Annotated in this window: 19 protein-coding genes; 9 read left to right on the forward strand and 10 right to left on the reverse strand. The window is 35.3% G+C overall.

What is annotated here, in order from left to right; all coding sequences use genetic code 11:
* Positions 1-124: 124 nt before the first annotated feature.
* A complete protein-coding gene (locus tag BALOs_RS11020; RefSeq protein WP_162929661.1) occupies positions 125-2,116 on the forward strand; it encodes a transketolase C-terminal domain-containing protein in 1,992 nt (663 codons plus the stop codon).
* Positions 2,117-2,243: 127 nt separating this feature from the next.
* On the forward strand, positions 2,244-4,235 hold the full coding sequence (locus BALOs_RS11025; protein ID WP_120405211.1) for an alkyl/aryl-sulfatase: 1,992 nt from the start codon (positions 2,244-2,246) through the stop codon (positions 4,233-4,235).
* 18 nt (positions 4,236-4,253) lie between these two features.
* On the opposite strand, the gene BALOs_RS11030 is transcribed toward BALOs_RS11025, so the two are convergent.
* The gene (locus tag BALOs_RS11030) at positions 4,254-6,146 is read right to left on the reverse strand and encodes an MFS transporter (RefSeq protein WP_114705268.1); all 1,893 of its coding nucleotides are present in this window, start codon (positions 6,144-6,146) and stop codon (positions 4,254-4,256) included.
* Positions 6,147-6,229: 83 nt separating this feature from the next.
* On the opposite strand from BALOs_RS11030, the gene grxB reads away from it, so the two are divergent.
* Positions 6,230-6,874, forward strand: coding sequence for a glutaredoxin 2 (gene grxB / locus BALOs_RS11035; protein ID WP_120405212.1), 645 nt, complete (start codon positions 6,230-6,232; stop codon positions 6,872-6,874).
* Positions 6,875-6,876: 2 nt separating this feature from the next.
* Here the strand turns inward: grxB and BALOs_RS11040 are convergent, their stop codons facing one another.
* Positions 6,877-7,323, reverse strand: coding sequence for a DUF962 domain-containing protein (locus BALOs_RS11040; protein WP_114705270.1), 447 nt, complete (start codon positions 7,321-7,323; stop codon positions 6,877-6,879).
* 74 nt (positions 7,324-7,397) lie between these two features.
* Positions 7,398-8,045 (reverse strand): 50S ribosomal protein L25, encoded by a 648-nt coding sequence (locus BALOs_RS11045; protein ID WP_114705271.1) that lies wholly within the window; start codon positions 8,043-8,045, stop codon positions 7,398-7,400.
* A gap of 109 nt (positions 8,046-8,154) precedes the next feature.
* On the opposite strand from BALOs_RS11045, the gene BALOs_RS15235 reads away from it, so the two are divergent.
* The 3 genes from BALOs_RS15235 (at position 8,155) to grxD (ending at position 9,276) form a co-directional block, all read left to right on the forward strand.
* Positions 8,155-8,295, forward strand: a complete 141-nt coding sequence (locus BALOs_RS15235) for a hypothetical protein (protein ID WP_162929662.1) — start codon at positions 8,155-8,157, stop codon at positions 8,293-8,295.
* Between the two features lie 9 nt (positions 8,296-8,304).
* Positions 8,305-8,808 (forward strand): alpha/beta hydrolase, encoded by a 504-nt coding sequence (locus BALOs_RS11050; protein WP_162929663.1) that lies wholly within the window; start codon positions 8,305-8,307, stop codon positions 8,806-8,808.
* Between the two features lie 81 nt (positions 8,809-8,889).
* On the forward strand, positions 8,890-9,276 hold the full coding sequence (gene grxD / locus BALOs_RS11055) for a Grx4 family monothiol glutaredoxin (RefSeq protein ID WP_114705273.1): 387 nt from the start codon (positions 8,890-8,892) through the stop codon (positions 9,274-9,276).
* Positions 9,277-9,280: 4 nt separating this feature from the next.
* On the opposite strand, the gene BALOs_RS11060 is transcribed toward grxD, so the two are convergent.
* The 3 genes from BALOs_RS11060 to BALOs_RS11070 form a co-directional block, all read right to left on the reverse strand.
* Positions 9,281-10,732, reverse strand: coding sequence for a sensor histidine kinase (locus tag BALOs_RS11060; RefSeq protein ID WP_120405214.1), 1,452 nt, complete (start codon positions 10,730-10,732; stop codon positions 9,281-9,283).
* 104 nt (positions 10,733-10,836) lie between these two features.
* Complete coding sequence (locus BALOs_RS11065; RefSeq protein WP_162929664.1) at positions 10,837-11,580, reverse strand: response regulator transcription factor; 744 nt, start codon at positions 11,578-11,580, stop codon at positions 10,837-10,839.
* A 2-nt stretch (positions 11,581-11,582) separates the two neighbouring features.
* Positions 11,583-12,227 (reverse strand): hypothetical protein, encoded by a 645-nt coding sequence (locus BALOs_RS11070; RefSeq protein WP_114705276.1) that lies wholly within the window; start codon positions 12,225-12,227, stop codon positions 11,583-11,585.
* Positions 12,228-12,398: 171 nt separating this feature from the next.
* On the opposite strand from BALOs_RS11070, the gene cmoA reads away from it, so the two are divergent.
* From cmoA to BALOs_RS11085, 3 genes are read left to right on the forward strand one after another with little or no spacing between them, the layout of a single operon-like run.
* Complete coding sequence (gene cmoA / locus BALOs_RS11075) at positions 12,399-13,151, forward strand: carboxy-S-adenosyl-L-methionine synthase CmoA (RefSeq protein WP_120405216.1); 753 nt, start codon at positions 12,399-12,401, stop codon at positions 13,149-13,151.
* 15 nt (positions 13,152-13,166) lie between these two features.
* A complete protein-coding gene (gene cmoB, locus BALOs_RS11080) occupies positions 13,167-14,096 on the forward strand; it encodes a tRNA 5-methoxyuridine(34)/uridine 5-oxyacetic acid(34) synthase CmoB (protein WP_120405217.1) in 930 nt (309 codons plus the stop codon).
* Positions 14,097-14,105: 9 nt separating this feature from the next.
* On the forward strand, positions 14,106-14,483 hold the full coding sequence (locus BALOs_RS11085; RefSeq protein WP_114705279.1) for a YbaN family protein: 378 nt from the start codon (positions 14,106-14,108) through the stop codon (positions 14,481-14,483).
* 1 nt (position 14,484) lies between these two features.
* Here BALOs_RS11085 and BALOs_RS11090 read toward each other — a convergent pair whose 3' ends face one another.
* The 4 genes from BALOs_RS11090 to BALOs_RS11105 all read right to left on the reverse strand — a co-directional run bounded on the left by BALOs_RS11090 (position 14,485) and on the right by BALOs_RS11105 (position 18,281).
* Entirely contained in the window at positions 14,485-15,144 is a 660-nt protein-coding gene (locus BALOs_RS11090) for a Type 1 glutamine amidotransferase-like domain-containing protein (RefSeq protein WP_114705280.1), read from the reverse strand.
* Positions 15,145-15,147: 3 nt separating this feature from the next.
* Positions 15,148-16,983: a hypothetical protein gene (locus BALOs_RS11095; RefSeq protein ID WP_120405218.1), complete on the reverse strand. Its 1,836-nt coding sequence runs from the start codon at positions 16,981-16,983 to the stop codon at positions 15,148-15,150.
* Between the two features lie 99 nt (positions 16,984-17,082).
* A complete protein-coding gene (locus BALOs_RS11100; RefSeq protein ID WP_120405219.1) occupies positions 17,083-17,640 on the reverse strand; it encodes a peptidylprolyl isomerase in 558 nt (185 codons plus the stop codon).
* Positions 17,637-18,281: a DsbA family protein gene (locus tag BALOs_RS11105; RefSeq protein WP_114705283.1), complete on the reverse strand. Its 645-nt coding sequence runs from the start codon at positions 18,279-18,281 to the stop codon at positions 17,637-17,639. The genes BALOs_RS11100 and BALOs_RS11105 overlap by 4 nt, the downstream gene beginning before the upstream one ends.
* Positions 18,282-18,283: the final 2 nt, after the last annotated feature.

The raw sequence follows: 18,283 nt of genomic DNA on the forward strand, positions 1-18,283 counted from the left end.
ATTGTGCCAAAGAAAGCTGTCAAAAGCCTTTGACACTGGCCGTCCTAAATAATGACTGGCCAGAAAAATTTCTCTCATGATACCTTTTATAAGTTATTGAAAATCAATGAATTCGGAGACATTAATGACGACTAAGATCAGGCCATTAAACGTTAAAAACAAATTAGCAACAGCACCAACAAAACAACCAATCTATGCAACAACAATCAAAGACCAAAACGGAAAAGAGATTACATTAGCTGATCCAAGAGCAACTCGTGCCCTTGTAGCATTGATGAATCAACATGCTGTTATTGGCGGAGCCGCTTGTCACTGGGGTGGACCAGCAGCATTTGCAGAAATGATGAGTGCCCTTCACTCAATCATGTTCTCAAGTGGAACAAATTGGTTTGAAAATTATAATTTCGTAAACGATGCAGGACATGCTGAAAACGGAATCTATGCTTTAAGAGCAAATCTAGGATTTGATGGATTAAACTTTGAGAGCCTAAGAGGATTTCGTTCAATAAACTCTAAACTAACTGGACACGGTGAAGCTCACCTAAACCCAGAAGGTGTTTTCATTTCTAATGGGCCACTTGGTTCAGGACTTCCTCAAGCACAAGGGCTTGCTCTTGCAGATAAGGCCATTGGTAATGATCGTGCTACAATCTGTGTAATTTCAGATGGTGGATGCATGGAAGGAGAGGCCCGTGAAGCAATGGCAGCAATTCCAGGCCTTGCACAGAAAGGAAAAATGAATCCATTTCTAATGATTATTAGTGATAATGATACAAAGCTTGGTGGAAGAATTACAGAAGACAGCTATGATATGAAAGGTAGCTTCCTTTCACTACAAGAACAAGGCTGGGATCTAGTGCGTGTTGAAGAAGGACACGATCTAGAAAGAGTTTATCAAGCAATTGAAGAAAATATTGCAAAAGCTAAATCAAATGATGCCAAGCCTGTTGCCCTCGTTATTAAAACAATTAAAGGTTACGGTGTTAAATCCACACAAGAAGCAAAGTCAGGTGGTCACGGCTACCCTCTTGGCGCATACGATGAAAAGCTTCCTGCTTTCCTAGAAGAGATTTATAGCGGAGATAAGTGTCCTGAAGAATTTATGAATTGGGCAAATGAAATCTTATCTTCTAAGCCAGAAGCGAAGTCTTCTTCTAATTCAACGCCTGTTGATAAGGTTCAACCAGGCCTAGCTAATGCAATGATTAAAGCGACAAAAGAAGGACTACCAGTCTTTTCTGTAACAGCTGACCTTGCAGGCTCTACTGGAGTTGCAGCATTTCAAAAAGAATTTCCGGCAAACTACGTAGATGTAGGTATTGCTGAATCAAATATGGTTTCAACTGCAGTTGGAATGGCAAAACAAGGGTTTATTCCTGTTGTTGATACATTTGCACAATTTGGTGTAACAAAAGGAAACCTTCCTTTAATTATGTCTCAACTTTCTCAAGGTGCAGTAATCTGTCTCTTCTCTCACACAGGTTTTCAAGATGCTGCTGACGGTGCATCTCACCAAGCAACAACTTATTTCTCAGCTGTAGCAGGTATTCCAAATACAAGCGTTGTTGCCCTTTCATCAAGAGATGAAGCTGAAAGTCTAATGTATCAAGCGATTAAGAACTATGAAAGTGCCGTTGAAAAAGGTGAAACACCAGAAACAACAGTATTCTTCTTTGGACGTGAAAAGCATCCAGTTTCATACACTGAAGGTTCAGACTATACTTGGGGTAAAGCTCAAGTTCTTCGCCAAGGTAAAGATGGAATTATTGTTACCCATGGTCCTCTTGTTCAAGGTGCCCTCGATGCAGCAGAAGAACTATCAGCTAAAGGAAAAGATGTAACAGTTATCAATAACCCATTCATTAATAAAATTGATCTAGAAACATTCAAGGATCAACTAGCTAAGAATGGTAACAAAATGGTAACAGTAGAAGATCATCAACTTACAGCGGGAGCAGGAGCAATGTTATGCCACGCTCTTAAGCAAGAAGGACTTGAGTTTGAAATCAAGTCTCTTGGTAACGATGGCCACTTTGGTCAGTCTTCTTATACGGCCAAAGAGCTTTATGCAAAGTTTGGTTTTGATAAAGAAGCAATTATCAATCAATTCTCATAATCATCTACATTTGAAGGCTTCAGTAATGAAGCCTTCTCTTTTTCTTTACCTTATTTAACCTTCCTTCTTATCATAAAACGATTCTTCCCAACCGATTATTCTCCTATGAAAAGTTAAAGGAGAATCTATGCAAAAAAGAATTTCAATTCCAACCTTACTTCTTACACTCGTAATAATAGGTTGCTCAAGAGGTGGATCTTACACATTTAATAAAGAATCCAAGTCAGCATCAAATTATACGAAAGAAGCTAATCAAAGACTTTATTCAGAGCTAGACTTTAGTGACAAATCAGACTTTGATAGTGCTAATAAGGGTTTTATAGCAACTATTGAAACCCCCATTATGTCTAAAGATGGAACAAAGGTAGTGTATGAGCCTAAAAAATTCTCCCATCTAACAAAAGGCGACGCCCCTGAAACAGTGAACCCAAGCCTTTGGAGACAATCACAACTTAATTCAATCAATGGCCTATTTAAAGTTAATGAATACATCTACCAAGTTCGAGGAATTGATCTTGCAAACGTATCTTTTGTTAAAGGAAGAAAGGGCTGGATTGTCATTGACCCTCTTACTGCAACAGAGACATCAAGAGCAGCACTTGAGCTCATTAATAAACACGTTGAAAGAAGACCTGTTACGGCCGTTATATTCACACATTCTCATCTTGATCACTTTGGAGGAGTCTATGGTGTGGCCAATAAGAAAGACCTTAACAGTGGAAAAGTAAAAGTATATGCGCCTGTTGGCTTTACTCATGAGTCTGTTAGCGAAAATGTTATTGCTGGAGCGGCCATGAGTAGAAGAGCTGAATACATGTATGCCAGAACACTAGACTTCAATATTCAAGGTCCCATAGGAACAGGTCTAGGAAATTTTGTTGCAAACGGTGAATACGCAATAGCTAAACCGACAAAGGTAATTGATAAAGATATGAGATTAGTTGTGGATGGAGTTCCTATTGAATTTATCTACACTCCAGGAGCAGAAGCACCAACAGAGATGATGGCCTACTTCCCAAGAAGTAATGCGCTTTGTGGTGCAGAAATAATCACTCATACAATGCATAATATTCAAACATTAAGAGGCGCACAAGTACGTGATAGTTTAGCGTGGTCAAAACATATTCAACATGCGCTTGAAAAATATGGAAATGCTGACGTTCTCTTTAGCTCACATCATTGGCCAACATTTGGTAATGAGAATGTCGTCTCTTTTATGTCAACTCAAAGAGATTTATATAAATTTATTCACGATCAAACTGTAAATCGACTTAATCAAGGAATGACTGGAACAGAGCTTGCCGATAGTATTAAATTAAATCCTAACATCGCAAAAGAATTTGGAAATCGTGGCTACTACGGAAGCTTAAGCCATAATACAAGAGCTGTTTATGATAAGTACTTAGGCTTCTTTAATGGTAACCCGGCTGAATTAAATCCCCTTCCACAAGTTGAATCAGCAAAGAAAACAATTGCCTATATGGGTGGGGATGCAAAAGTACTAGACTTAGCGGTACGAGACTTTAAAAAAGGTGAATATCGATATGTAGCAGAAGTACTAAATAAACTTGTGTATGCACAGCCTGAGAATGTTAAAGCAAAACAACTCTTAGCAGATACATATGAACAGCTTGCCTATCAGGCGGAGAATGCCACGTGGAGAAACTTTTATGCACAAGGAGCATATGAATTAAGAAATGGCGTTGGAGCTCCTGCTTCGGCCACAGCCTCACCTGCTATTTTAGCTGAAATGGATACGGAATTACTTCTTGATTACTTGGCCGTTCGAGTAAATAGCGAGAAAGCTAAGAATAAAGATATTTCAATCGAATTAAATGTAACAGACAAGAAACAGCGATACTATATTTCCCTTAGAAATAGTGTCTTAACATATTCAAGCAAAGCACCTAGTAAAAAACAGAGAGAGCTTGCTTCTAGTAGTGATAATAAGATTGAAATTAAACATGCTCAACTTGTTGAACTAGCAATGGGTGCAGCTACATTTAAGCAATTAAATAAGAGAGATGACGTATCTTTTAATGGAGATCAAAACGCTTTAAATGAATTAAGTAGTAGTTTAGATATATTCCCTAAAACATTTAATATCGTTACACCATAAAAATAAAAAAAGCCTCTGTTATGATGACAGAGGCTTTACATATTCACTTACCATTTTATCTTCTAAGTCTTTATAGCAGAACTCATCAGGGCCAATTGGCGAAAGAACAATTACTCTCACCTTTCGGCGTTTAAGTAAATTCCATCTGATTCCTTTAAAAACACCTTTACCAGAAAAAGAATAAAAGCTTCCCCATAGACCTTTTATAACAATTGGAACAACCGTAGCATTAGTTTGTTCAACAACTTTCTTAATACCTGGCTGATAACGACGAGGTTTACCATCGCGAGTAATCCATCCCTCAGGAAAGAAGCCAACACAGCGCTCTTCTTGAAGAGTCTTATCGAGCTTAGAATACGCCTTATCTAATAGCTCAGGGTTTTCTTTACGTGTTGCAATTGGAATAAGATGACCTTGCATAAAGAATTGCTTTAGTCCCGGTATGAAATAATATCTGTGATCAATTACCCAACGTATAGGCCTAGGAGAAAGACTCATAACCACTCCCCAATCGACGAATGATGTATGGTTTGCAGCAATGACGACTTTACCATCTTTAGGGATATTTTCTTCACCTTCAACTTCGATGTCATATAAAACATTTGTTAACATATGAAAGAAGAAGCGCCACATCTCTTCATGAAAGAAGTAATATGTAATGGCCGCATAGATGAGATTAACACCACCAAGGATAGCAAGATTATCAAGAGCTGTTGCTCCTGATTTCTTCAGTAAAATAATTGATACAGCTGCTACAACCATAAAGATAGCATTCCATATATTATTGGCCGCAATCGTTCTTGCTAAGCGCTCAAGAGGAGCACTATGTTGCATGAATGTTAGTTGAGAAATATAGAAGTTTCCGCCAAAGATCGTAATTAAAAGCAAATCGATTATTGCTCTAATGGCCATTGGCTGCGTAAAGAATTCAGCAGGCGGCATTAATGCGCCAGTGACTGACATTGGCCACTGAGTAGAAATATAATAAAGGTCAAATACAGCTAGTGACATACCAAAGGCTGCGATTGGAACCATTCCAACCTCAATTCTCTTACCAGATAACTTTGAGCATATCCATGAGCCAAGTCCCATCCCGACTGTAAAAGTTGCCATAAAAATAGAAGCAACCATCTCACTACCAAAGAAAACATTTTTAATGATAGCTGGCATTACTGATAGAACGAATGAACCTAAGAACCAAAACCATGAAACTCCCATCATGGCCCTAAAAGAATTCTTATCTTTCATCGAGTCGGCCAGGAGCTTAAAAGTTGGCTTAATAAACGTATAATCGATTTTTACATCTTCATTAATATCATTAATTTTATTTTGAAATCTTGCTGTAATAATCCCCAAGATTGCAAATCCTAGGATTGCTAAAGAAGCGACATTTGTAGCATCAGGAGCGGCAGCTGCAAGTCCCCCAATAATTGTACCGATAAGAATCGCAATAAATGTCCCACCACCAATAAGGGCAGTTCCAGTTGTTAATTCATCGTCTTTTAATATTGTTCTTAACGATGAAAATTTAACGGGAGAAAAGAATGATGATTGAGCACCCATTAAAAAGAGAGTCAACATCAACAGGCCATAACTTTCTGTTATAAAACCAATTGATCCCACAACCATAAATGCTAATTCAGTAAACTTAGTTACTTTAATAACTTGTGCTTTATCGTAATGGTCAGAGATCTGACCTGATGTTGCAGAAAATAAAACATATGGAAGAATAAATGCACCACCAGCAAAAGCAACTAATGACTCGGCACCTAAACCAAATAATGAAACATTCTTATATGTAATTAAAATAATTAACGCATTCTTAAATACATTATCGTTTGCGGCACCCAGGAACATCGTCCAGAACAAGGGCCAAAACTTTCTCTCTTTATATAGCATTGCTAATGACATGGATTTTTCCTTAAATAATTCTTAACAATATTGTACTATTATTTACTGATACGGCATGACGCAAATACCCGAAAGGAATAAATATGAAATTATATCATTACATCCATTGTCCATTCTGTGTAAGAGTACGTATGGCACTCGGATTCTTCGATCTAGACTATGAGTCGGTGGTTTTAGACTACAATGATGAAGAGACACCACTTAAGCTTACAAATAAAAAGATGCTACCAATAATGGAAATTGATGGCGAAATAATGAACGAATCCTTAGACATAATTAAGGCTTTAGCGCAAAAAAGTGAAAAAGATCTTCATTTAGACAAATTGGATACTGAAAGTTATGAGCAACTTGAGCAATATCTCGATGCGCTTGGAAAAGATGTTCACAACCTCTGCATGCCATATTGGGCGTGGTCAAAAGAGTTCACTCCAGAAGCTCGCGAGTACTTTATAAATAAGAAATCAGCTAAGCGTGGACCTTTTAATACACTTGCTCAAAACAAGCAGCTCTTTCTAAAAGGTTTAGAATTAAATCTCGGACAACTTCCAAGTAAGTTATTACCATTTTATGAAAGTGATAAATTTACTATTCTAGATATCCTACTGGCTTCGCATATATGGGGAATGTATATCTTTCCAGAATATCAATTTCCTCCGCAGATCCATATTTATCTACAAAAGGTAAAGGAGCTAACAAACTTCAACTATCACGATGACTTTTGGAAATAGACCTAAGATTTATCACCAAGAAATACCCAAATAGGTCCAATAAGAAGGAATTGAAGATCTTCAAAGAATGAAGGCTTCTTTCCTTCAATCTTATGACCGATAAATTGCCCTATCCATGCCACAACAAAAATTAAAACCCAAGTTATTAAGAAGTAGCTTCCTAAGAAACTCTCCAAGTAGAAATGATTTAAGAACATAAAAGGAAGGACAAGACCTAAGGCAACACTAATTGCTTTAAAGCTTTTTAAAGTTAAATAAAAGAAACTTGCCAATATGACAAAGAGCCAGGACCAGTTAAAAGCACCAAAACTTTCAGGAGTAGGAATGGCCCACAACAATCCCAGTAATGACCAAGTGATCAAAGGTACACAGACTTCATGAATTCGTTGGTTAGTACGATTTTGATGGGATTGGCCATATAGTGATAACCAGGTTTCTAAACTCCTCATAACAAAGCTCTCCAATACAAAAAAGGGAGACCTAACGGTCTCCCTATATAATAACATAAGATGATTAAGTTATTTTATGAAGCTGCTTCTTCTTTTTCAGGAGCTTCTTCAGCTGCTGCTTCTGCATCAGCGTGAGTTTCAACAACCATTTCAGTTTCTTCAACTTCTGGCTCAACTTCAACTCTTGGCATTGAACATGTAACAACTGTATCTGTTACATCGTGTACCCAAGTAAGACCTTTTGGTAGTGTGAAGTGCTCAAGAGTCCAGTTTTCATCAAGCTCAAGTCCTGATAGATCAAACTCAAGGTACTCTGGCATATCTTTTGGAAGACCTTCAACCTCAACTTCGTGGAAGTTAATGTTAACAAGACCACCCTGCTTGATACCAGCAGCTTCACCAATGAAGTGAATTGGAAGAGAAAGTGAAACTTTATCTTTTGCAGATACTTTATGGAATGAGCAATGAACAAAATCTGTTCCTAGATGCCCTCTTTGTACGTGACTAAGAGTTACAAGGTGTTTCTTCCCTGCAAATTCTACTTCAAAAACTTTCCCTGAATTATGAAGAAATTTCGCTAGGTCAACTTTAGGTACTTTAAAGTTAGCACCATCAAAATCTTTTCCAAAGATTACGCCTGGAATATATCCTTCTTTTCTCATTTGAGCTGTTGAAGCTCCTACATCTCTTTTTTCAACTTTTAGAATATCAGTTGTTGACACATTTTCCTCCTGTGTTCCGTGGATTCAGTAGATACTATTCTATCGACCGTTCATAAAAAAAAATTAGAATAAACTTGAATAAAAACGAACAATCTCCTATTTTTTCCCTATGAAAACACTAAAACACACCCCAATACTTGACTCTTTCTATATACCTTCAAGCGATATTGCTCCAACCAGTGCACAAAAAGTCATGATCCTCATGCATGGCCTTGGCGACTCACTTGAGTCTTATAAAATATTTGCTTAAGAAGTGAATGTGACTGGGCTAAGCTATCTTCTATTGAATGCTCCTAAGAAATACTATTTTGGCTACAGTTGGTATGACATTCCACCCAAGGATCCAATCCCTGGAATCGAAAATAGTGTCTCTATTATAAAAAGCCTAATCCATGACTTGGTTAAACAAAATGAACAACTTGATTATGAAGACATCTTCCTTGCTGGTTTTTCACAGGGAGGTTGCGTAAGCCTTGAAACCGCTTACCAGCTTGAGCACAAATTAGGTGGAATAGTTCTTATGTCCCCAAGGATTTATCCCGAAAGACTACCCCAGGGCCTCAGCAAATGCCTAAGAGAAACTGATATTTTCTGTGCTCATGGTACTAATGATCCAGTCATAGATATCAATCAAACGAAGGCCGGAATTGATCATATCAACAAGCTTGGTGCAAGTTCAGAGTTTTATCAATATGAAATGGAGCATGATATCGACATCGATGAAATCATGCAATTGAGACTCTGGCTCAACGAACGTCTTTAATATTAGCTACTTACCATTGGCCATTTTCAAAGCCACTATTATTAGGTAAGATAGAGAAAATTATAAAAAAAGGAATCTTGTATGAGCGATAACCCATTTAATATCTTAGGAAAAGAATCGACACCAATTAATCAAGGTGAGGCCGTTTCAAATGTAGATAAGAACTCAGAACTTAATGAGCAAATTAAATCATTAATTAATTCTGCAGATCTATTTCTTTTTATGAAAGGTACTCCTGACATGCCAATGTGTGGTTTCTCTGCAAATACTATTGCAATGCTAAACTCAGTTGGTAAGCCTTATAAGACTTTTAATATTCTAGAAGATATGGATATTAGAGAAGGATTAAAGGCCTATTCAAATTGGCCAACATACCCACAATTATACTACAAGGGTGAATTAGTTGGTGGTAATGACATCATTACAGAAATGTTTCAATCTGGACAACTTCAAGAAGTTTTAAAATAAGAAATTACTCACTAGGCTTAGTTATATCTAAGCCTAGTGTTATTGAAAATGTTGTATAATTAAAGTCTTTTTCAAAATCTAAAATCATTCCATTTTCCAAAGCAAGCTTCTTTGAAATACTTAGGCCAAGCCCTGTTCCACTTCCGACATCTTTAGTGGTAAAAAATGGTGTAAAGATATCTTTTACAACTTCATTCTTTATTCCATTACCACCATCTTGAATATAAATGACATATTGATTTAAAATTGTTTTTTCTATCCAAATTTTTATCCAACAATTTTCTAAAGAGTTGAACTTTTGAACTGCTTGATAAGAGTTCATCAATAAGTTTAAAATAACTTGGTAAAACTCATTCTTCTTACATTCAATTTCAAGTTCTTTATAATTATTTTTATAGTCAATATAAATTTCGCGACCAGTTTGAGCTTGAAAAAGGCCAAGTGTATCGTTAATTAGGTCATCAAGATAATGAGTCTGTTTAGAAATAGAATTTGATGAACGAGAATAAATCTTTAAACTATTTGCGATATTTTCGATTCGATCAACTTGCTTAACAATACTATCTAGCTTTTTTAAATGAGAAGGATCGATATCATTTCTTTGACTACCAAGGCGATCTAATAATTGTTCAGCTTGAATTCTAATAATACAAAGTGGATTATTTATTTCATGGGCAATCCCAGCAGACATCTGTCCAAGAGAGCGCCATCTTTCAAACTCTTCAAATTGCTTTTCTTGAATCTTGAGTGCTAATCGATTTGAGTGTTCTTGATGAACATCTCTAATCTGTAGCATATAGCGCCCAACGCCCTGAATAATCATATACGTTACACTAATACGACAATAGCGTTTTTGATTTCTATTACTTTTTCGTATTGGATGAGTGACTTTAAGGGCCACTCCATTTAGTCGTTTGGCCTGTTCAAAAGTATTTAGAAAGAAGAGATAATCATCATCTCTTTCCATAATTTCAGAAAAGCTTTTACCGATATCACTATTCTTTGATGATTTATTTATATCTAAAATATATAATTCATCATTTAAGATATAAAGGTCATCATCTGTTGCTGTATAAAAATTCTTAAATAGTGATGAAATAAAGTTTTCTGTTCCTGCATTCAGGTTACGACTAAAAACCTCTATATACTCTATCGAATTACCATCTGCTGAATATGATGGTTGTAGCCACATCTCCCACTTATCAATTTCTTCTAATCGATTTCGCGTTTCAGTGAAAAAGTGCACGATTTCACCTTTGCGTGCTTCGGCTATTTGTTTTTCGAAGAATTTTCGCTTTGCTGGAATGATTGTCTCAAGAATTGAGTCTCCAACAACAATTCCATAGCCCATATAGACTTCACTTAAATGTATATAAGTTCCATCAAAGTCGATGTGGCTGTAGAAAACATCTGAATGGAATAACTCTTTTGATAAGTTATTACTAATCTCTTTCACTTGGCGTCTCGTAAGCTTAAATACTAAATCAACAACTTCAAAAAAACAGGAATTCCCCTATAGTTAAATATAGGAGAATTCACTATTATTATTTATTTTCTGTATTACATAGATGATACAGATGATTGCTCATCACCTGAAGAATTTGCACTATGACTGTCGTCATTACTTGATGCAGATTTTTCATATGTATCAGGTATTAATGACCACTTTCCTCCACCTTCAGAGCGGATGATATAACCATAGTCGTGTAGTTTACGTCTTAAGTTATATAAGTGAACATCAACTGTTTTAGGGTGAACCGTTGTATCTCCCCATACATTATCTAAAATGTCATCACGGCTTACGATGCGATGTGGAGAATTAATAAATAGACCCAGTAGTTGTTTTTGCTTACTTGTTAAATGCTCAACTTCTTTTCCATCAAGAAGCATCGATTTATGTGCTATTGGTTGAACCATGCGACGTGGACTACCGTTAAAGACATTTTCAATCTTCACGATTAGTTCATTCTTTTTAAATGGTTTTGTTAAGTAATCTAGTGCGCCTTCCATAAAGCAGAATCTTAGAGCATCGATATCATCAATACTAGAAACGATGATAAATGGTATTACCATTAAACGTCGATCTTTAGAATGGTTTAAGTAAGTCATAAAGTTCCCATCATCTAACATTAAATCAGCAATGATTAATGCTGGGTTCTTTTCCGTTTCACTTAAAGCCTTTTGAAAATCTTCAATAGAAGTAAAGAACTTTAAGTTGTTGTAGCGATGAACTAAAGTTTGTTCATATACAAAACGACATCCCTCATCATCCTCTAAAATCCAAATTTCCTTGTCTGTTGCCATTGTCATAATTTTAACCTCACCGATAAATTGTTTTCCCCATCGAGCACATCGTATTCCCAACCCTTGGCCACAAAGTTTTCGACACCGATGTATCTTCTCAATGTTTTTTCGTTTTCGTCACCTAAGTTTAAGATGGAATCAAGGTCCTGTCTTAAGTATTTGTTTAAATCTGACTTAAGAAATATTAATTTTCTTAACCCGTCTTTAATTTCTAAGGTGATATGAATCGAATCTCTTCCCTCTTTTTTTGCTAATGTAGAAAATAGGTGGGCAAAAGCGAACAGTCCTTCACTTAAAGTGTTAGCATTCTTTGCTTCAATACTGCCATCACCAACAATAGACCAAGTTAAATCCGCAAAATGCTTCTTTAAATAAATTCGGCCTTGGCCAAATGCACGTGAAGCAATTTTACTTATTTGAACTTCTTCTTCTAAAAAATATGGAGTCGATTGCTTAAGCAAATCGAGATCTGTTTGAAATCTTTCAAGACCTTGATTAAGTCTTTTAACGAATGGATTTTCTGGATCTTGCTTTTGTAAAATCTCATCGATACAGAATCTAATGAGATGCATATGTCCAGAGTAGTCATGGGCCAAAACTCTTAGCGTTTCATTAAAGGCTTCACCTTTACTAATTTCTTTTGTCATAATACCTGCGTTGTTACTGTCTTTAATATATTTTGTTTACATACCAATAAAAATTACTTATTCAAAGTAAAATTTCACGCGGCACAATAACTACATGAAATTACAGTAGATTAGTAGGTATAATTTATAGATAAATTGGACAATGGCCGAAACTTATTCTAATTTCGGCCCATGACAAACAAATTTATGAACAATGGCGAAGATAAGGTCTTTGCCAATAAAATTGAGAAGATCTCTGATTTTGAATTTAACCAAAATGTTGCATCAGTATTTGATGACATGGTGTCTCGTAGTATTCCAAATTACCATGAAATTCATAAGATCATTATTGATCTGACTCGTCGTTTCTATAAGAGTGGAAAAGTCTTTGACCTAGGATGCTCAACAGGAACAACAATGCTTTTAATGGCAGACCACTTTAGACAAAATGATCGTCCCCTACCAGAGTTTATCGGGATTGATACATCTAAGCCAATGCTAGAGAAAGCTTCACAAAAGCTTAATGCTCACGGACTTCAAAATAATGTCGAACTAAAAGAAGAATCTATTACAGAAACAAAGATTGAAGATGCAGGCATGGTTATCATGAATTACACTCTTCAATTTCTTCCAATGGAAGAAAGACTTGAGGTCATAAAAAATATCTATAATGGACTGAATGAAAATGGATGCTTCATTCTGGCAGAGAAAATTATTTGCCAAGATGAGCAGATCGATAATTTACTCATTGACCTCTACTATGACTTCAAAAGAAGAAATGGATATAGTGAAATGGAGATTTCTCAAAAACGAGAGGCCCTTGAAAATGTTTTAAAGCCTTTAACTCCACAACAACAGATGAAGATGTTAAATGATGCTGGGTTTGAGAAGTCTGAGATGATTTTTAGATGGTATAATTTTTCTTGTTATCTTTGTATCAAGTAGAATTAAGTAGAGAAAATGGACAATTTAGAATATTTAGAAAAATTTGGTAATCGTGTTGATATAGAGTCTTTAAGAAAGCTAAAGAAAGCAAAACTTCATGAGTTTCGTACAAAGTATCAAAAAGAATACAAAGCTATTTTTGATCGAATTCCTTCACTCAAGCTTAACTCTACTGAGACAATTGAAACGGCCAAAGAGCTAATTCCTTGGCGCAAAGGACCATTTCAAATTGGTGAATTAGATATTGATGCTGAATGGAGATCTGATAAGAAATGGGAGCGTCTTAAGGAATCTCTTCCTGATTTAAAAGACAAGGTTGTTCTCGATGTTGGCTGTAACAATGGCTACTATATGTTTGAGATGGCCAAACAAGATCCAAAACTTGTAATTGGAATCGATCCCGTTATGCACAACCAGGCCCAATTTGATTTTATTAATCATTTTAAAGGGCATGATAATTTAAAATTTGAATTATTTGGAATTGAAGACCTTCCTAATTTTCGATCTTTCTACGATGTGATCTTTTCCATGGGTGTTCTTTATCATCACCGTCATCCTCTTGAGCAATTAATCTCAATAAGAGAGGCCCTCGTACCTGGTGGCGAAATGATTATAGAGACAATTGGTATACCTGGTGAAGACTCGACTTGCCTCTTTCCTGAAGATCGTTATTCAAAAATGAGAAATGTATGGTTCCTACCAACCCTAACTTGTTTAAAGAATTGGATTAATCGAACAGGCTTTATAGATATTGAAGTCGTATCAGTGTCTACAACTAATTTTGAAGAGCAAAGGAAGACTCCTTGGTGTCCTCCGCCACATCAATCACTTGAAGATTTTTTAGATGATAATGATAAGAGTAAAACAGTAGAAGGATATCCAGCACCAGTGAGGTTCTGTATCAAGGCCAAGAAGAAGCCTACTTCACCTATTAAAACATTTTAATAAAAAGATATGATCAATCAAAGCAAGAGAATTATCTATTTAAGTTTTGGAATTGCATTCGTAGCCTTAGCTATAATTGGAGTCTTTTTACCTTTAATTCCAACAACACCATTCTTGCTACTTAGTGCCTACTGCTTTTCTCGAAGCAGTGAAAAGTACTACCAATGGTTACTTAATCATAAAATATTTGGTGAGATTATTACTGATTGGAATAAGTATGGCGTCGTATCAATTAAGAGTAAGATTATTGCAATCTCAATGATTATTGCACTCTTTAGTTATTCACTTATATATGTAGATGTGGCCCCAACAATAAAAGTCATTATTTCACTTATTGGGCTATCTATCATTACCTTCCTACTTACTAGACCGAGTCATCGTAAATAATCTATAACTTATATTTTTGACCATTTTCAAAGATGTAACATTCTCCGTGAACATATATTTCTTCATCTGTTACAACAAGACCGCTGCCATCTGGACAAGCATATATAGGAAATCGAGATAAAATTGAGTGTCTCTTCAATTCAATATCATATCGTTTAGATTTTCTATAGTGAGGAAAGAACTCGAAGTCCACTAAATTCATGGCCTTAAAGTTTCGTACATTATCTTCATTATCATCACGATCCCACGGAGGAAAGGATGCCGTCATTATATTTGGAGTTGTCATGATTGCACCGGCAGAAAGACCTGTTAGAATACCACCATTATTTGCATATTCAATTAAACGATTAAAAATACCACTTCGTCTAAGATGCTTGATAAAATAAAAGGTATTACCTCCTCCAAGATGAATGACATCACTTGAAAGAGCTTCTTGCATTAATGTTGAATCAAATTCGTGGTCAACAGGAAAGTGAATAAACCTTTTAAAACCGATTTTCTTATATGCTTTAATTAAGTCGACGAAATCTAGTTCCGACTCATATGAACCGGCGGGGATAAAAGTAATACTTGGCTCTTCGCTTTCACACATTTCAAAAATATGCTCATCGATTTCCTCATTATCACAGAAGTCCCCTCCACCATATAAACCAATTTTCATTTCTTAGATGCCTTCTCTATAATCTCTTACAATTTGTAGGAATTCAGTAACGATAGGTTTTAATTCTTTTTTGGTATTAGAGTTTCGCTCTTGTTTTGGAACAATATTATCAGGATCAAATGTTTGATGTTCCCTAAAATCAACCATAGCTGAAAACATCGTATTAGGATCAAACTTTTTTTGCTTTTGTACAATTGATTCTACAATACGAGCAATACTATCACCTGTAACTCGATCGAACTTATTAATGATTGAAGAACGCATTAGGACTTCAAGAAGGATATCTTTTTCATCCTTATTCTCTTTTCTCGCAATTGTTTTTATAAGAGACATATAATTCTTTTGGAAGCTATCAATTTTAGCTCCCCTGTATGAATTAATTGCAAGATCTTCTTGAGTTGCATATGTAGATTTGGCAATATCAACAAACTCTTGTCTTCCAATAGTCTCTCCGCGACTTAAAATAATTTGAGGTAATTCCCTTAGAATATCACGCATACAAAAAATTGCATCCCAACAAACGCCATCACTTACTTCATATAGTCCATAAGTTGATTTAGTCCTTTCAAAGTATGAAAAGTCCTTTGAAAAGCTTTCTATTATGTAATTATATTTCTTTATTAAGAACTCATGATACTTAGGAGCAATACCTACTTTGGATAAGAGATTAATCTTTTTTTGTTCGTCAAATAAATTGTCAAAGTTACGAAGAAAAGTTGATTGATAGAAATCACTTATTGGACGTTTTTCTTTATTCTCTAAGTAGTCAACAATTTGAATAAATGTTTGTACGATATACTTTGCTTTATCTTTTTGTTCTTTTATTGTTGTTGAAAACCTTTGAACATCATCAAAGCGATACTCGTGATGAAATAGGCCAAATTGTCTAATTGATCCATAGTCAATAATTCCACCATTCATTAGAATATTGTCACCGTCCCAATCAAGCCAACAGAATATATAATCATCCTCAAAGTTTGCTGCTAGTCTTGCAAAAACTTCAGTCTGTTTTTTTAAAAAGTATTTATATCGCCTACTCTCTGTTTTAGGGACGTTTTTCCAAGTACCATTTGTTTCTTGGCGATCAATATAGTAATTAACAATATCCTTAAGGGCATCATAATTACTTTGTTTTAAGTGATTAAACATATGAGAAGGTCGAATCAAGTTTTGATTTGCCCTTACATTTATTGAAATATTATCTTCAAACTTAATAATGGCCAAGCATCTTTCTGTTTCATAGTTATTCTTATTCATAACTTCTGAAAACATTAAGGTTGCAAGCCCTTCATCAAACTCAGAATATCCACAACCATATGATATTGTTGGATCCCCTGTTTGAAAGAATTTGTTTTGTATATGAGTAGCAGGAGAAAGGCTCGTTGCTCCTGTTCCTTGACTTGAAATATCCCAAACCTTTCCCTTATTTTTTACAACACCATTCCAAACAGACCTTCCATCACCTGATGTTTTCCCCTGTTTATTAGGATGTTGTAATTGCAGGTAGCGTGTTGCCATGTATCTATTTGGCAAAATATCCTCTTCAGGGAACTCTATCTCATTTTCAATATCGTATTCATTAATAATAACGATTGAAAATGTCTCTAAAATCTTCTCTTCTAACTCAGGTGTTACCTCTTCAGGATGAGACATTGGAATTAGGCCCATTTCCTTAGCAAGGTCAAAATTAAAGAAAGCGAGCTTACCGCCGTGTCTGCGTCTTGCTTGATATGTAATAAAAGCGTCCTTACAAGATTTCTGTAAAGGATGCTTCCCATTAATTTGGTTAAATTTAGAATAATTTAATTTTGGTTTACTTTTAAAGTTTAATGAACCCATGGATAAATTATATCTCAGAAAATGAAGCGAATTCTTCAAAACGAAGAATTTGCTATTGCTGAACGTATAATACCCGAGTTTTAAACTACAGAATAAAGCTTAAGGGAGGACGTAAGCCTTCTTAATCACGATATTTGTGTTTGGTAAATTCTGAAATGGTCCATTCTTTCCAGTTTTTGTCTTCTTGATTCGATTAACCACGGCCATTCCACTTATGACTTTACCAAATACTGCGTATCCATATTGAGAAGGTGATTTTCCTGAATGATCAAGGAAAGTATTATCTTTAACATTGATAAAGAATTGAGAAGTCGCCGAATTAATTACCGATGTACGTGCCATTGCAATTGTTCCAAGTACATTACTTAGGCCATTTGTCGCTTCATTTTCAATTGGCTTATTTGTTTTCTTCTTTTTAAGATTTGTATCATATCCTCCACCTTGAATCATAAAACCATCAATCACTCGATGAAAGATCGTTTCATTATAGAAGTCAGAGTTTACGTATTCGAGAAAGTTTTTTACAGTTTTTGGAGCTTTCTTATCGTAAAGTTTTAAAGTGATATCTCCAAAATTAGTCTTTAAGATTACTTTTGTATTTGCAAATACAAATGAGCTTAAAAGAAGAATTGTAAATAACTTAATTATGTTTTTCATTTTTCATCCTTAAAAAATTCTTTGAACTTTAAAAATTCTTTGTGTTGATTATAGTCTAAAAATTCTTTTTTTGCGAGGGACTCGAAATTGTGATCACCCCAATAAAAATCATCGTTAACCTCAAATGTAGGAACACCAAAAATTTTTCTTTCATACGCAGAGTTTATTAATTTCTTAAGTTCTTTTTTTAACTCTTTAGAATTTTCTAATTCTTCGTACTCAGCTTCTAGTAAGCAATCTTTAGTTATATATGCTTTAAACCCATCGTAGTCTTCATAATCAAGTCCATCTCTCCAACCATATTGAAAAGTCTTAACTATAAATTCTCTTTGTTTAACTTTATCTTCTTTTAAACCTAATGCCATCCTCAAGTATGGAAGAGAATTAAATGGCAAGGTTCTCGGAGAAGTCAACTCTACTCCTTGTCTATCTGCAGACCTTAAGGCTTCTTTGAAAAGATAAAGTGCTTTATTTTTCACTTGAGCTGGAGCTGATAATTCATTCAAAGCAAATAAACGTCCCACCATAACAGGCATAAACTCGATATCATAACGATCATCTAATTGGCCGTTATCTATTTTCATCATACTCAGGTATGAATATGGTGACGTAAAATCAAAATAAAAATTCAACTTCTTCATAA

Source organism: Halobacteriovorax sp. BALOs_7, assembly GCF_003612895.1.
In the GTDB taxonomy this organism is placed as follows: domain Bacteria; phylum Bdellovibrionota; class Bacteriovoracia; order Bacteriovoracales; family Bacteriovoracaceae; genus Halobacteriovorax_A; species Halobacteriovorax_A vibrionivorans.

Bases quoted from the DNA above. Each gene is read 5' to 3' on its own strand.
- cmoB (WP_120405217.1), top strand. From the start codon at position 13,167: ATGGACAATTTAGAATATTTAGAAAAATTTGGTAATCGTGTTGATATA.
- cmoA (WP_120405216.1), top strand. From the start codon at position 12,399: ATGACAAACAAATTTATGAACAATGGCGAAGATAAGGTCTTTGCCAAT.
- BALOs_RS11025 (WP_120405211.1), top strand. From the start codon at position 2,244: ATGCAAAAAAGAATTTCAATTCCAACCTTACTTCTTACACTCGTAATA.
- BALOs_RS11070 (WP_114705276.1), bottom strand. From the start codon at position 12,227: ATGACAAAAGAAATTAGTAAAGGTGAAGCCTTTAATGAAACGCTAAGA.
- BALOs_RS11095 (WP_120405218.1), bottom strand. From the start codon at position 16,983: ATGGGTTCATTAAACTTTAAAAGTAAACCAAAATTAAATTATTCTAAA.
- grxD (WP_114705273.1), top strand. From the start codon at position 8,890: ATGAGCGATAACCCATTTAATATCTTAGGAAAAGAATCGACACCAATT.
- BALOs_RS15235 (WP_162929662.1), top strand. From the start codon at position 8,155: ATGAAAACACTAAAACACACCCCAATACTTGACTCTTTCTATATACCT.
- BALOs_RS11105 (WP_114705283.1), bottom strand. From the start codon at position 18,281: ATGAAGAAGTTGAATTTTTATTTTGATTTTACGTCACCATATTCATAC.
- BALOs_RS11100 (WP_120405219.1), bottom strand. From the start codon at position 17,640: ATGAAAAACATAATTAAGTTATTTACAATTCTTCTTTTAAGCTCATTT.
- grxB (WP_120405212.1), top strand. From the start codon at position 6,230: ATGAAATTATATCATTACATCCATTGTCCATTCTGTGTAAGAGTACGT.
- BALOs_RS11020 (WP_162929661.1), top strand. From the start codon at position 125: ATGACGACTAAGATCAGGCCATTAAACGTTAAAAACAAATTAGCAACA.
- BALOs_RS11090 (WP_114705280.1), bottom strand. From the start codon at position 15,144: ATGAAAATTGGTTTATATGGTGGAGGGGACTTCTGTGATAATGAGGAA.
- BALOs_RS11040 (WP_114705270.1), bottom strand. From the start codon at position 7,323: ATGAGGAGTTTAGAAACCTGGTTATCACTATATGGCCAATCCCATCAA.
- BALOs_RS11030 (WP_114705268.1), bottom strand. From the start codon at position 6,146: ATGTCATTAGCAATGCTATATAAAGAGAGAAAGTTTTGGCCCTTGTTC.
- BALOs_RS11085 (WP_114705279.1), top strand. From the start codon at position 14,106: ATGATCAATCAAAGCAAGAGAATTATCTATTTAAGTTTTGGAATTGCA.
- BALOs_RS11065 (WP_162929664.1), bottom strand. From the start codon at position 11,580: ATGGCAACAGACAAGGAAATTTGGATTTTAGAGGATGATGAGGGATGT.